A 14180-nucleotide genomic window follows, 5' to 3' on the forward strand; every position below is an offset into this window, starting at 1 on the left:
TCGTTGGTGCCGGGTTCGACTCCCGGGGGGCCCACCAGATTCGCTTCCAGGGTTATCCGGGGAAGTCTGTGCCGTTGAGCATAAGTTGTCCACCTGGACACGTTATGCCTTATTTTCCGATTATGACGCCTCGGATGCCGGTCATGGTCTCACGGGGCATCCGGGTTGAACGACTGCGCCGGCGACTGATCGACCGGCACGCAGCAGTTGCTCGAAGATGGCCGTCTGCGCGCGTCGACTTTCGGAGGGCGGTGGCCCGGCCGTCGTCTGCGCTCAAAAAGGCGCACGCCTATCCATAACAGAGTCGCGATATACACGAGCGACGAGAGTCCCAGTTCTGTCGACGGTGCATCCCTGCGCGGCTTCCTCAAGACAGTGCAGAACCTCGAGTGCATGACTACCGCAGGCATCGCGGTCTACTACTCGATTTCCTGAGGGGATGGGAAGGTTGAGCTGTGGCGTTCGTCAATGCAGTCAACGGACATATCGATCTGTCCCATATTCAGTGTCCGCGTAGCGTCGCGCGGATCGTGCCGCATGCCAATCGCAATGCAGCCTCGGTAGGCGGCGTGTCGGCGAGGCCGTCGAGTACCGTGAAATCGTGAATCGTGCCGAGGCAGCGAACCGCGCTTACGCGAACCCCGGCGAGCATCAGCTTGCGGGCGTAGGCTTCGCCGTCGTCACGTGCGACATCGTTTTCGGCTGTGACGATCAGCGCGGGAGGCAGGTCTTCGAGGTCCGTGTAACTCGCGTTTAGCGGCATTGCGATTATTTCGCCGAGGTTTTCTGACGAAAAGCGCGTCCGTGCGTGCATGCGCCCGGTGTGTGGGGTCAAGCCGGGACCGTCGGCGTATTTCGCTGCCGAGGCGCCCGCCGGGCTTGTGGAAAGCGTCGGACACAGCATGACCTGAAGCGCGATACGGGGGCCACGGCGCGCCTTGACGAGCAGCGCGAGGGTGGCGGCGAGATGACCGCCCGTGCCTTCGCCTGCGACGATAAGGGTGCCTGCGTCGAGATTCAATGCGCGTGCGTGCTCGTGCAGATGGACGAGCGCGGTGAATGCCTGCTCGTTTTGGGTCTGAAAGCACGCAGCGGGTGCCGAGGTGTAATCGACGAGCACGACGGCCGCCTCGGCGTCGGTGGCAATCCTGCGCGCGAGCCGGTTGTCGCTTTGGCCGCCCGCGAAGCTCACGCTGCCCGGCAGGAAGAGCACGGCGGGCAGCGGAGTGGGCGCCGCCTGCGGCGGTCGTACGATCCGTATCGTGAAGCCCGGATCCGCAGCGCCAGCTTTCAGCGCGATTTCTTCGGCGTGGATCGCAGCCGTAGCATCGCCGTTTGCCCATTCGCGCAGACGCGCTGCCGGAACCCCTGCCTCAGTGGCATGGTCGAGGAACGATTGCGTTTCCGCATCGAGGACCGGATACGAGTCTGCGGATCTGATCAGGCCCGGTGCGGCGTCTTCGGGCGGACGGGCAGACGTGAAATCATCCATGGGGCAGTTTCCGATGAGTAAGGCTTGCTTGTCGATCCGGTACCGTTGGCCGTCGACAGAACAAATTTTCATCGGATTCCCGCACGAGCCACAGTTAAGCGTTGCTAAGAGGCGTTAAGCCCGTGTCCAGCAAAGCGTTCAGGCTAGTGACGCACGCTTCGAGCCGATTTACCGTCGCTTCAGGTCTGCACACCGCGCATTGCCGCAGCCTCCTGCAAATGCACCTGTAACCACGACGGCGTGTTCCCCCGTCCAGCTTCGATCAATGCGTTTGCGCTCCCTGCGTCGCCAGCGCGCGCGAACACTTCGAGTTGCATCGGGGTTGCGCCGTCCGGCGTGACAGGTCTCCCTTCGTGAATGGCCTCGAAGCCCTCGCCCCATTTGTCCCAATACGCGAGACCGCGCCGGCGCGTGCGCTCGCGAAGCCGTGCGGTCCATTCGCGCGCGAGCGCCACTTCACCTTCCCATGTCGCGACGGCGATCGAGCCGATCGCGAGCCCATAACAGACGGTCAGATCGTGATCGATCGCCAGCGCCTCCGTCGCGCAGTCGCGCGCGAGCGCCATCGCCGCGTCGGTCTCGCCTTGCAGCCACAGAATGCGCATCAGAATGGAAATCGCAGCGATATGCGCGTCGACCTGCGCGTGATTCGCGTGCGTCGCGCGCACCGGGTCCTTGTCGCGAGCCATCACCTCTTCGATCAGCGCCCGCGCGATATCGTGGTCCCCGAGGAAGTGATGTGACAACGCGCACATCCGCTCGCCGGTTTGCGTCGTCGCAAAATCGCCCGTCCGCGCGGCGGCAGCGCGAAACGCACGCGCATGTTCGAGGCTTTCCGCATACGCGCCCGCGAGCGTCCGATGCGCCCACACGCCCCACAGCGTGCGCAATGCGAGCCGGTCGTCGCCGAGGCGCTGCGCGGCGGCCTGTGCGGCGTCGAACGCGTTCGCCATGTCCGCCGTCGGCCCACGCGTGTGCCACAGCGCGTGACCGTACGCGGCGAGCAGCTCGATATACTGCTCCTTACCCGCCAGATCCGAGTTTTCCGCCGCGGCGATCGCGCGCTCGGCCATCCCGAGGAACTCGTGAGGGAGCGAAAGATGGAACCACAGCGGCGCCGTCGCGATGAGCAGGTCGATCGCGAGCTTCGGCTCGCCATCCTGGCCGGCTGCCCAATCAAAAGCGGCTCGCACGTCGTCGATTCGCTGGCTGTGAATCGCGAGCCACTGACGCGGCGCCTTGCCTTCCCACGCCGCCACGGGGTCGGCAAAGATCGCACAGCAGTACAACGCATGACGGCGGCGCGCTTCATCGAGTTCGTCCGCCTCTTCAAGTCGCATATATGCGTAATGGCGCGTCGTGTCGAGCAGTCGATAGGGATGGTCCGAATCGTCGATTACGCAGGCGATCAGCGACTTGGCGATCAGGCCAGTGACGGCGTCGAAGGCGGCGAGGTCATCGACGTCGCCACTGGCCGCGACAGCCGCAGCGGCATCTATGCCGAAGGCAGCCCGCATGACTGAGAGGCGGCGCAGCACCTGGCGCTCCTCCGGCCGGAGCAATTCATAGCTCCAGTCGAGCGTCGCGCGCAGCGTCTGCTGGCGCGGAAGTGCCGTGCGGCGGCCCTGCGTGAGTAGCGCGAAGCGGTCGTCGAGCCGCGCTGCAATCGAATGCACGTCCATCAAGCCGACGCGCGCCGCCGCAAACTCGATCGCGAGCGGGATACCGTCGAGCCGTCGGCAAATATCGATCACGGGGCCCAGATTCGCCTCGCTCAACGCAAACCGGTCATTGGCGGCGCGTGCGCGGTCGTGAAACAGGGCGATCGCCGGGAACTGCACGGCGTTGTGGAGGCTCACGCCTGCGTCAGTGTCGGGCGACGGCAACGCGGCGAGGCGATGGACGGATTCGCCTTCCGCGCGCAGCGGCTCGCGGCTCGTGACCAGCAAATGCACGCCGGACGCGCCTTGCAGCAGTTGCTCGGCGAGTACGGCAACGGCATCGATCAGATGCTCGCAGTTATCCAGCACCAGCAGCACCGGCGACGCCCCAAGCGCCTGGACAAGATCGGGCACCGGATCGCCGCTCGGGACGGCAACACCTAGCGCCGACGCGATCGTACTGGCCGCGCTCGCGGCCGCGGAGACCGGCGCGAAATTGACGAACACGGCGCGCATGCCGGTGCGCTGGGCGAAGCGATGCGCGACAGCGACGGCCACGGTCGTCTTGCCCATGCCTCCCGGGCCGGCGATGGTGAGCAAGCGTCGCTCGGGCAAGTGGTCAGTCAGACCTGCGATGACGTCCTCGCGGCCTATCACGCGAGCGAGCGTGACCGGCAGACTGCGTGAACCGCTTTCGGACCCGGTGGAAGGCTGCACTGCGTGCGGATGAGGCCGTGGTGCGGCAGGGTCCGCTGCTTCGGCCCGGGTAACGGGCGCGGCGAAACGATAGCCGCGTCCGGTCTCGTTGACGATGTAACGCACACCGTCCGGTCCGTCGCCGAGCACCTTGCGCAGCGCCGACAGATGCACGCGCAGCGCGCCTTCCTCGACGACGTTGTCCACCCAGACGCTGTCGCACAGATTGCGCGTCGAGACCAGCGCGCCCGCATGCTCGACAAGTACGACGAGAATGTCGAGCGCGCGGCTGCCGATTTTCAGCGGCGTCCCGTCCTTGAGCAGGACTCGTTGCGGGAATTGCAGCGTAAAAGGGCCGAACGCGAGGCTGTAAGGAGCGGTCATCGAGAGCGTCATCGCGCGGGTTGAGTGTCGGCCGATACGGTGCGCTGGTCGCGCACACTGACGCAAAAACAGCCAATCATTGCGCAGAAGCGCAGTACGCGCCCTTAAAAGATCTTAAAAAAACCGCTTTGTTCCAGCCGACGCAGCTTGGCACGGATCCGGGCGCCGACTTAGCAACGCTTAACAAGTCGTAACTGGCCCGATGCGCGTCTCCCCGCCAACATTGCTCCATGCAAGCCAATCAATGATCGGAGGTCGATATGGAGCGTCTGAAAGCGCTGGAGGTATTCAAGGCAGTGGCGGACCACGGCAGTTTCACGCGGGCGGCGGACGCCACGAATATTGGCGTACCGTCGGTGAGCCGCGCGGTGCAGGATCTTGAAACGATGCTCGGTGTGCAGCTCTTCAACCGGACCACGCGCCGCGTCGCGTTGACCACGGCGGGCCATGCGGTACTCGAGCGCGTCACGGGCGTCCTGTCCTCCTATGAAGACCTCGCGCGTACCGGCAGCGACGAAGCCGGCGATTGCGCGGGTAACGTCCGCATCGAGGTGCCGGCAATCTTCGATACCGCCCGCCTCACTTCCGTCCTGGTCCGCTTCATGCGCGCCTGGCCGAAAGTACGGGTCGACGTACGGCGCGTCGACCACCTGGCCGACACGCTCGGCGATCTTGCAGACCTCGCAATCGTCGTCGGTCGCTCGGCGCCGTCGTCGTGCATCGCGCGAGCACTCGCGGACGTGCCTTTCGGGCTCTATGCGAGTCCTGCCTGGCTCGAACGGACCAACGATCTCGCTCACCCGCTCGATGTGCCTGCCGAGGCTTGCCTCGCGACGGGGGCACAGCATTCGGTGTGGACGGTCAGCCATGAAGCATCCGGGGAGTGTGTGTCGCTTGCCCCGCGCGCGGCGCTGCGCACGAATTGTCCTCATGCGCTTCTCGCGGCGGCCGTCGACGGCGAGGGGGTAGCAATCCTGCCCAACCAGCTCGCACAAGCGGCGCTCAATCGCGGCGAACTCGTGTGCGTGCTCGATGCGTGGCAGGTGGCGCCACTGGAAGCCTGCCTCGTCTACCGGTCCAGACGCAATCTCCCCGCGCGGGTGCGCAGATTGACCGATTATTTGCTCGACGCCTTCGGCGAGCAGCGCGACGAGGTTGGCGCAATGGTGGCTGTACCGAACATTACTCAGATTGCAGCGACGCAGGCGACGCTAACGCCGTGCGCAGCTTGATGAATATCTTGCTTATACGAATGCAGGGGAAACAACGAAATGATGGTTGATTTTGCTGGATGTCTGCTGGACGTGTCGTCGCGGTATCTCGGACTCGCGACCAAGAACCGGACGGTAGTGGCTGACGTCGACGCCGGATCAGGACACGCAACGCGTGTGAGCGATTCACGTTGGCACGGGTTGCAGTGGTTTCCCAACTCGGTGGCGAATGTCTCTACGGCAGACGCTACAGTTGAGAGCAGTGTGCTAGACGCTCCTCCAATGATGTCGGCGCGGTAAGTAGTGCGTCAGTCGAATTGGGAAGATATGCGGCAGCCAAGACCGAGAGTACAAAACCGGATGGGATCCCCGACAATAGGCGATTGCGCAGATATCGGTGATGAAGAGATCGCGTCATTCTTCACAACTGCTACGACCTAGGCATAAAGTCGTCGGCGCCCCATAGTCGAAGTCATGTTGAGTGGTGTAATAGGGCTCAGTAGCAGTTTGTAAGGTCGTAAATGGCTGGTCGGCGTACGAAAAACGCAGCTCGTCGGACGTGACTTGTCGGCGGGCGCCGTTCCATACCTCAGCGAGCTCGAGGTTATGGCGTCTGGTTGGTTCTTCGCGGAGCACCAGCCTCCCGGCGGTATGCCATGGAAATCGTGAGGTCGATGTCGAATACCCGGTGCCGGTATGCTCTCAACATCCCAGCGGGTCGTTTTCTTCGGTCTGTGAATCCAGCCACGCTCGCGCCCCGGCGTCTCTTCTCGCTCGGTACTCTTGTACGGAAGCGAGGTCGATGTCGAACTGACCAGAAGGGTTTCTCGGCAAAACTTCCATCAGGTTCCCGTGGGCGAGCAGCATGTTGATATGAGCGCAACTCACGAAGAGATACTTTGCTGCTTCTTCAACGGTCATGGTGAACGCATTTACGATCGATTATTCAGTTCAGGCCGTTCGTCGCCGGTCTCAATGGCTGGCTGTTCGCGAAGTTACCACCGTCGTGACTGCCGACGACTATGCGGTGCTCATGCCATGGATCTAGAAATAACCTACGGATTTCGTCGTTTGATTAAGCTCGCACCAGCGCTTCCATACATAGTCCGCATTGTCTGACCAACCGGGCTCCCCGATGAGCTGATAAATGCGGCCGGAGCGCGTCTCGCCGCGTCAACTCTCAAGGTCGAACGTAACGACCTCAGAGCTGGCGCGTCCTGTGCGGTCTCGGTTGTCTGCGCCGACAAAATGTCGAGTCCCGTCCGATGTTTCCAAGATTCTCCAGCGCGATCGCGAGACCCCCGGCTCGTCAATTACGGGGGCGATTCTCCAAATAGGCATGAGCATCTCCTGTTCGCCGCTGAGGGCCTGGCGGGAAGACGTCGTCTCCCACACTGGCGGCACGTCATTCATGGTATTCGAATTCGCGTCGCGTTAAAGTTAAAAACTGGATTATTTTATTGGTAATTTTTCGGACGGGATATGCTTTATATTTAACTGATTGGTCGATTTATGGTTTTTTGAGGAAAATGTGATTGCAGGTGGTGACATAATGTGTGGACCGCTTATTCTTTATCTCGAGGACGAGTTATGCTTAACGGCACAGCGGTGCAACCGACCTCGATTGGACGCGAAAAGCCGGCCCGGTGGGCCGGCTTTTTCGTTTCTGGGCTTCAACGCGTCGGATCCGGGCAATCCATGGCTCCGGACTACCCGAACGGGTAGGGACCGTTCGTGTTTCCCATCCCTAAACTACCTTCCCGAAGATTTCGCGGCGAGCGATCGCTTGTCTGCGTATTCGACGACAGACCGGTGCGCATCGAAGCGGGCCATCGGCATACGCAGGCGAGCTCGACGCACTCGCTACCACCTATAATCCGAGCAAGCGCGCCTTCTTGTACGGCACGGTCGCTCACCTGGACAACAGCAAGAACGGTAACTTCCCGGTGTTTGCGACGGCGCGCGATTCCAGCTTCCAGCTCGCCGACCCGTCCGAACATGGACGAAGGGCAAACCGGCGCGTATGTCGGGATGATGCACGTCTTCTAAAGCAACAGGCCGTTTCGCGGAGCGTTTTCCGCACAGCCGGCCACTGCGGGCACAGCGCAGTGGCTGGACGACTCGCCGGTGTTCGCGCGGGCGAGCCTCGCCACAGGCATCGAGTGACAAGCGATGCTGGCGCCGTCCTCAAAAGAAGGTTGAGATCATCATGACCAGATCAAGCGAATCATCATCGCCCGGGTTCATCGGCGTCGTAACGCTCCTGTTTATCGCGCTTACATCGCTCTTTCTGCTGATAGGCGGCGCGTACCTGCTCTCGCTCGGTGGCTCGGCGTATTACGTCGTGACCGGCGTCGTGCTGCTGGCAGTCACGTGGCTGCTGTATCGCCGCAGTCCCACTGCGCTCGTGCTCTACGCGCTCGTGCTCGTGGGCACTGCCATCTGGTCGCTGTGGGAGTCGGGTCCCGACTTCTGGGCGCTCGCGCCGCGCTCGGGGGTGCTCGTCGTGTTCGGCGTGTGGTTGCTGCTGCTCGTGAGCTGGCGTCTCGACGCGCCACGCAAGCTCGGCGTGCAGTCGCTCGTCGGCGCGCTCGTGATCTGGGCGGGCGTGCTCGTGTACGCCTGCTTCAACGATCCGCAGACGGTCAATGGCACGATGGCTTCGTCTGTCGGTTCGCCCGCCGCGAACGCCAACGGCATCGACGCCTCGGACTGGCCCGCGTACGGCCGCACTCAGGAAGGCACGCGCTACGCGCCGCTGCAGCAGATCACGCGGGACAACGTGAAGAACCTGCAGGTGGCCTGGACGTTCCGCACGAACGACATGAAAGGCCCGAACGATCCGGGTGAAATCACCGACGAAGTCACGCCTATCAAGATCGGCAATCTGCTCTACCTGTGCTCGCCGCACCAGAAGCTCTTTGCGCTCGACGCACAGAGCGGCGCGCTCAAGTGGACCTTCGATCCGAAGCTCAAGACCGATCCGTCGTTCCAGCACGTGACTTGCCGCGGCGTGTCGTATGTCGATCTGACGGCGAGTGCCGATGTATCGGCAACGGCTGTTCCGGCAAGCGACGCTGCTGCTCCGGCGCCGCAGGCCGCCGCACCGGCAAGCGACGCAGCCGTATCGGCTACGGGGGCGTGCTCGCGCCGTATCTACCTGCCCGTCAACGACGGCCACTTGTACGCGCTCGACGCACTGACAGGCGAGCGCTGCGCGGGCTTCGGCAGCAATGGCGACCTCGATCTCCAGCATGCCATGCCGGTCACCACGCCGGGTATGTACGAGCCCACTTCGCCGCCGGTCGTCACCAGCAAGGTGATCGTCGTAGCGGGCGCGGTGGAAGACAACTTCTCGAACCGGGAACCGTCGGGCGTGATCCGTGGTTACGACGTGCGCACGGGCCAGCTCGTGTGGGCGTTCGATCCGGGCGCGCGTGATCCGAACCATATCCCGGGCCCGGACGAGCACTACACCTGGAACTCGCCGAACTCATGGGCGCCCGCCGCCTACGACGCGAAGCTCGATATCGTCTATCTGCCGATGGGCGTGCGTACGCCGGACATTTGGGGCGGCGACCGTACGCCGGAGATGGAGCGATATGCAAGCGGCCTGCTCGCGCTGCACGCGTCGACGGGCAAGCTGGCCTGGTTCTACCAGACCGCTCACCATGATCTGTGGGACATGGACATGCCGTCGCAGCCGACGCTCGCCGACATCACGACCAAGGACGGCAAGACCGTGCCGGTCGTGTACGGGCCGGCCAAGACCGGCAACCTGTTCGTGCTCGACCGCCGCACCGGCGAAACCGTCGTGCCGGCGCCGGAACTGCCGGTGCCGCAAGGCGCCGCGCCTGGCGACCGTACCTCGCCGACGCAGCCGTTCTCCGAACTCACGTTCCGTCCGAAGAACCTGCTCACGGACAAGGACATGTGGGGCGCGACGATGTACGACCAGTTGGTCTGCCGCGTGATGTTCCACAAGCTGCGGTATGAGGGCACCTTCACGCCGCCGTCGCTGCAAGGCACGCTGGTGTTCCCGGGCAACCTGGGCATGTTCGAGTGGGGCGGCATTGCGCTCGACACCGATCGTCAGATCGCCATCGCCAACCCGATTGCGCTGCCGTTCGTGTCGCGTCTGATCCCACGCGGTCCGGGCAACCCGATCGAACCGGCATCGGGTGCCAAGGGGAGCGGTACGGAATCGGGTATCCAGCCGCAGTACGGCGTGCCGTTTGGCGTGACGCTGAACCCGTTCCTCTCGCCGCTTGGCCTGCCCTGCAAGCAACCGGCATGGGGCTACATCGCCGGTATCGATCTGAAGACCAACGAGATCGTCTGGAAGAAGCGTATCGGCACGGTGCGTGACAGCTCGCCGATCCCGCTGCCGTTCAAGATGGGGATGCCGATGCTGGGCGGCCCGATGATCACGGCCGGTGGTGTGGCGTTCATCGGCGCAACGGCGGACAACTACATCCGCGCGTTCGACGTGAACGACGGCAAGCAACTCTGGGAAGCCCGCCTGCCGGCAGGCGGCCAGGCCACGCCGATGAGCTACTCGATCAACGGCAAGCAGTACGTCGTGATCGCCGCAGGCGGCCACGGCTCCTTCGGCACGAAGCTCGGCGATTACGTGATCGCTTACGCGCTGCCGAACTAACACGCGTTGCTGTTCGCACCGAGCGCCGGACAGAGGTATCGAGCCTCGCGGTGCACGGTGCGATCCCCGAAACGGCATGCGTGGCATGCCGTTTTTTTGCCTGCTTTCTGGCGACTATTTTGCCTTCGGCAAAATCTCGAAACCCGCGACGCCGCAAGGCCTCGCGGGTTTTTCTTTTGCGCGCCGCCTGAACGTGGCGAACGTGTCGAACGTGTTCACGTCCGCGTCGCATGTCGTATCGCCGCCACCGGGAAACACGGAGCGCGTGCCGTCCCGATGTCAATCGAAGTATGCTGTGGCGCGACCGGCGCGCGCGCTCGGGATTCGTCCAGCGCGCGGACCGGGGATCCGCGCCGCGCCCCGTCCGGCAGCCAGAACAAACACAAACAGACTTCGCCCGACCGTGGGGTGGCCATCATGATCATGTTGCGTTCGTGGAGTGCGATTCTCTCGTTGCTGATGCTTGCCGCGTGCGCCAGCCTGCCGCCGCAGGCTGATCGTGCGCCGACGCATGCGTTCTCCGATACCGAAAACACGCGCCTCGGCGCGGCGTTCCGCCAGCAGGCCGCCACCCATCCTGGGCAGGATGCGTTTCATCTGCTGCGCGACCCGGTCGATGCGCTCGACGCGCGCGTGCTGCTCGCCGATCGCGCGGACCGCTCGCTGGACCTTCAGTACTACATCTGGCACGACGACCTGACCGGACACGAGCTCGCGGATGCGATCATCCGCGCGGCCGATCGCGGGGTCCGCGTGCGCGCGCTGCTCGACGATCTCGGGACGAACGCGGACGACCGCAAGCTGCTCGAGATCAGCTCGCATCCGAACATCGAGATCCGGCTCTTCAATCCGGTCGCCACGCGCCACTTCAAGAAGATCGGCACGGTGCTCGAGTTCTCGCGGGTCAACCGGCGCATGCACAACAAGGCGATGATCGCGGACAACCAGGCGGCGATCGTCGGCGGCCGCAATATCGGCGACGAGTACTTCGGCGCGTCGTCGATGCTGGAGTTCGGCGATCTCGACGTGGTCGTGCACGGCCCGGTCGTGAACGACATCTCGACCGAATTCGATACGTTCTGGAATTCGCCGTATGCATATCCGGTCGATGCGCTGGTCGGGCACGACGCGGCGCCCGGCGGCCTCGATCGGGAGCGCGCACGGCTGCGCGATTACCTGCGCGCGATGGAGGACAATCCGTACGTGCTCGAGGCGCGGCAAAGGCTCGACCAGATCGTGCACGGGCAGGGGACCGAGCTGTCGTGGGGGCGGGCGACGGTCCTGTACGACGATCCGGCGAAGATCGCACGCTCGCCGAAGGACAGCGACGGGCACCTGATGCCGCAACTGCGCGCACTCGCGCTGCGGCCCGAGCAGGAGCTGCTGATCGTGTCGCCGTACTTGGTGCCGGGCAAGGACATGGTCGAACGGCTGCGTGCGCTCACGGCGCGCGGCGTCCGAGTGACGATCCTGACCAACTCGCTCGCATCGACCGACGTCGCGGCCGTGCACGCGGGTTACCGGCGCTATCGGCGCGATCTCGTCGAGGCCGGCGTGCGGCTTTACGAGCGGCGCCCGTCCGGCGACAAGAGCATCTCGAAGCAGGTCATCATCGGCTCGTCGCGCGCATCGCTGCATGCGAAGACGTATGTGTTCGATCGCAAGAGCATCTTCATCGGATCGATGAATCTCGACCCGCGCTCGCTGAACCTCAATACCGAGATCGGCGTTTACTGCGAGAGCCCGGAGATTGCATCCGAAGTCGCGATGGATCTGGAGCCGCGGCTCGATCGAATCGCGTGGCGCGTCGAGTTGCGGACCGATCCGGCCGGGAAAGGGCGCCTCAAGTGGATTCAGACCGACGCGGACGGGAAGGTGACCGAACTCGATCACGAACCGGAAGTGTCGGCGGCGCGGCGCATGGAAGTGTGGTTTCTCGGCTTGTTTCCGATCGAATCGCAGCTGTGATTTCGCCTGCGCGCGACAGCCGCGGGCGACGTGTGCCGACGGTCGTCGTCGATCGGGACGCGCCGCGTGCACTGTCGCCGACACGGTTCCGGGCGCGCGAAATGACCCGCACCCGGAACCGCACCGCTCATCGCACGATCAGCGCGCGAAATCCGCCGTGCTCTGGATGAACGCGTTCAGCTTCGAGATGTTCACGCTGCCGAAGCCCGTCGTCGCATCCCAGCCGGCCTTCGCCTTGTAGCCGTACGTGCCGCTGCCGTTGTTGCCGGACGTCACGTCGTGCAGCAGCGCCGCATTGCTCGGGAAGTACTTGTAGATGCTCGACGCCGGGAAGCCGAGCGCGTTGTTGTTCGCCGATTGCAGCCGCGCCCAGATGCCGGTGAAGATCGGCGCGGCGAGGCTCGTGCCGCCTTCGTTGTTCAGATAGCCCGAGCCCCACAGCGTGTCGGACGTCTGGCCGTTCACCACGAGGATCGCACCGGTGCGCAGGTCGGCGTCGAAGCCGACGTCCGGCAGCGCGCGCTTGGTCGACCCGGTGAGGCTCGACGATTGCCACGCCGGCGCGGCTTCGTACTTGCTGTAGCCGCCGCCCGTCGACCACACGGTGCCCGGCTGCCAGCTCGGATCGTTCCAGACGATTTCGCTGTTGTACGCATTGGTCGACGTGTTGGTGAACAGCGTCGTGCCGCCCACCGCGATTACGTACGGCGACGTCGCGGGCTCGCTCACGGTGTAGGTCGAGCGCGACGGCGTGCCGCTCGCGCATTCGTACGCACCGTGGTCGCCGGCCGACACGGAGAAGGTCTGCCCCTGCGCGACGGCCTGCTTGAAGATCGTGTCGTCGGTCGCTTGCGAGCCGGTGCTGTACGAGGACGATTCGCACACGCCGAGCGACACGTTGATGACTTTCGCGACGTTGTCGCTCACCGCCTTGTTGTACGCGGCGGTGATCGCCGTGAGCGTCATCGACGGTGCCACGTAGAACACGACCTGCTTCACGCTGCCGCCGGCGGCGCCGACGATCGACTGGCTGTCGAGGTTCCATTCGACGGTGCCGGATGTATCGGTGTACGAACTTCCTGACGGACCCGTCGGCACGACGCTGCTGCTGATCGTGCCGAGGCCGTTGTTCGCGGCGAACGTGTTGAGGTCGCTGACGGTCTGCGACAGGTCGCCTTCGGCGATGATGCCGACCGTGGTCTGCGAGGCCGTCGGCGTGCCGTCGCCGCCGTAGAGCGACGAGAATTCCGTCGGGTTGTGCGGCACCGCGGATGCGCCGGCGGGGATCGTCAGGTTGCTGGTGTTGCCTTGCGGCTTGCTGCCCGCGCCGGTGTGCATGAGCTCGACGTTCTGCAGGCCCAGCACCGCGCCGACGATGCCGCCGATCGCATTCGGCACCTGCGCGGCATCGGTGTTCGCGTAGACGCTGCGGCCGTTGCGCGTGAAGCGCTTGAGCGTCGTGCGGAACGCCGACTTGATCGTTGCCGCGGTGCCGGAGGCGGACACAAGCAGGCGGTTCGGCGCGACCACGATGTTGACGAAGCCGGCCTGGCGCAGGTGCGCGACGACGGAGGCGACCTGCTGGTCGGTCGGCGCGTACTGCGCGGCGAACTGCGCCGGCGTGAGGAACTGCTTGTAGTGCGGCGAGCCGGGCGTATGCAGGTCGTGCAGGTACTGGTCGAGTTGCGCTTCGTTGCGCAGGTTCAGCCCGAGCACGATGTCGACCGATTCGCCGGGCGCCATCTCGGTGGCTGCCGCGGCAGCGGCGGCGGTGCTGGCCGCCGGCGCGCCGGCGGTACTGCTGCTTTCACCTTGCTGGACGAGAGGCAGGAAGCCCTTGGTGCGCGTTTCCGTCCAGCCGGCGGCCGGTGCGGCATGGACGCTCGCCATGCCGAACGAAGCGGCTGCCGCGGCGGCGAAGGCGAGCTTGACGATGCGGATGTGCTTTTGTTTCTTGTCTGCAACCTGATTCATGTTGAATTACCCCTCCGGTTGAACATCGAACGGCACGAACAACGACGGTCGACAGCGGCGCGGATCGTGCGCCGCCGATATCCGCCGCGCTCGCGCGGATGGCGCGGACGCGACGGGGCCTTTCGCCCGGTCCG

Annotated in this window: 7 protein-coding genes; 3 read left to right on the forward strand and 4 right to left on the reverse strand. The window is 64.3% G+C overall.

Features of this window, described 5'->3' with window-relative positions:
* Nucleotides 1-502 precede the first annotated feature (502 nt).
* The gene (locus U5A56_RS27205; protein ID WP_321925520.1) at nucleotides 503-1492 is read right to left on the reverse strand and encodes an alpha/beta hydrolase fold domain-containing protein; all 990 of its coding nucleotides are present in this window, start codon (nucleotides 1490-1492) and stop codon (nucleotides 503-505) included.
* Nucleotides 1493-1671: 179 nt separating this feature from the next.
* Nucleotides 1672-4233 carry an ATP-binding protein gene (locus U5A56_RS27210; protein WP_321925522.1) on the reverse strand — a complete coding sequence of 854 codons (2562 nt, stop codon included), beginning with the start codon at nucleotides 4231-4233 and terminating at the stop codon, nucleotides 1672-1674.
* A gap of 260 nt (nucleotides 4234-4493) precedes the next feature.
* Between U5A56_RS27210 and U5A56_RS27215 the strand changes: the two genes are divergently transcribed.
* The gene (locus U5A56_RS27215; RefSeq protein ID WP_044845281.1) at nucleotides 4494-5465 is read left to right on the forward strand and encodes a LysR family transcriptional regulator; all 972 of its coding nucleotides are present in this window, start codon (nucleotides 4494-4496) and stop codon (nucleotides 5463-5465) included.
* Between the two features lie 681 nt (nucleotides 5466-6146).
* Here the strand turns inward: U5A56_RS27215 and U5A56_RS27220 are convergent.
* Complete coding sequence (locus tag U5A56_RS27220; RefSeq protein ID WP_082088533.1) at nucleotides 6147-6365, reverse strand: hypothetical protein; 219 nt, start codon at nucleotides 6363-6365, stop codon at nucleotides 6147-6149.
* Nucleotides 6366-7653: 1288 nt separating this feature from the next.
* Here U5A56_RS27220 and U5A56_RS27225 point away from each other — a divergent pair.
* Both U5A56_RS27225 and U5A56_RS27230 read left to right on the forward strand, forming a co-directional pair.
* Nucleotides 7654-10104, forward strand: coding sequence for a glucose/quinate/shikimate family membrane-bound PQQ-dependent dehydrogenase (locus tag U5A56_RS27225; protein WP_321925525.1), 2451 nt, complete (start codon nucleotides 7654-7656; stop codon nucleotides 10102-10104).
* Between the two features lie 417 nt (nucleotides 10105-10521).
* Nucleotides 10522-12072 (forward strand): phospholipase D family protein, encoded by a 1551-nt coding sequence (locus U5A56_RS27230; RefSeq protein WP_321925527.1) that lies wholly within the window; start codon nucleotides 10522-10524, stop codon nucleotides 12070-12072.
* 138 nt (nucleotides 12073-12210) lie between these two features.
* Here U5A56_RS27230 and U5A56_RS27235 read toward each other — a convergent pair whose 3' ends face one another.
* Entirely contained in the window at nucleotides 12211-14046 is a 1836-nt protein-coding gene (locus U5A56_RS27235; RefSeq protein WP_044845284.1) for a protease pro-enzyme activation domain-containing protein, read from the reverse strand.
* Between the last annotated feature and the right edge of the window lie 134 nt (nucleotides 14047-14180).

It is taken from the genome of Burkholderia sp. BCC1998 (assembly GCF_905339875.1).
Taxonomy (GTDB): Bacteria; Pseudomonadota; Gammaproteobacteria; order Burkholderiales; family Burkholderiaceae; genus Burkholderia.

Excerpts from the sequence above, each read along its gene's own strand:
- U5A56_RS27225 (WP_321925525.1), top strand. The coding sequence starts at position 7,654 with ATGACCAGATCAAGCGAATCATCATCGCCCGGGTTCATCGGCGTCGTA.
- U5A56_RS27235 (WP_044845284.1), bottom strand. The coding sequence starts at position 14,046 with ATGAATCAGGTTGCAGACAAGAAACAAAAGCACATCCGCATCGTCAAG.
- U5A56_RS27210 (WP_321925522.1), bottom strand. The coding sequence starts at position 4,233 with ATGACCGCTCCTTACAGCCTCGCGTTCGGCCCTTTTACGCTGCAATTC.
- U5A56_RS27215 (WP_044845281.1), top strand. The coding sequence starts at position 4,494 with ATGGAGCGTCTGAAAGCGCTGGAGGTATTCAAGGCAGTGGCGGACCAC.
- U5A56_RS27220 (WP_082088533.1), bottom strand. The coding sequence starts at position 6,365 with ATGACCGTTGAAGAAGCAGCAAAGTATCTCTTCGTGAGTTGCGCTCAT.
- U5A56_RS27205 (WP_321925520.1), bottom strand. The coding sequence starts at position 1,492 with ATGGATGATTTCACGTCTGCCCGTCCGCCCGAAGACGCCGCACCGGGC.
- U5A56_RS27230 (WP_321925527.1), top strand. The coding sequence starts at position 10,522 with ATGATCATGTTGCGTTCGTGGAGTGCGATTCTCTCGTTGCTGATGCTT.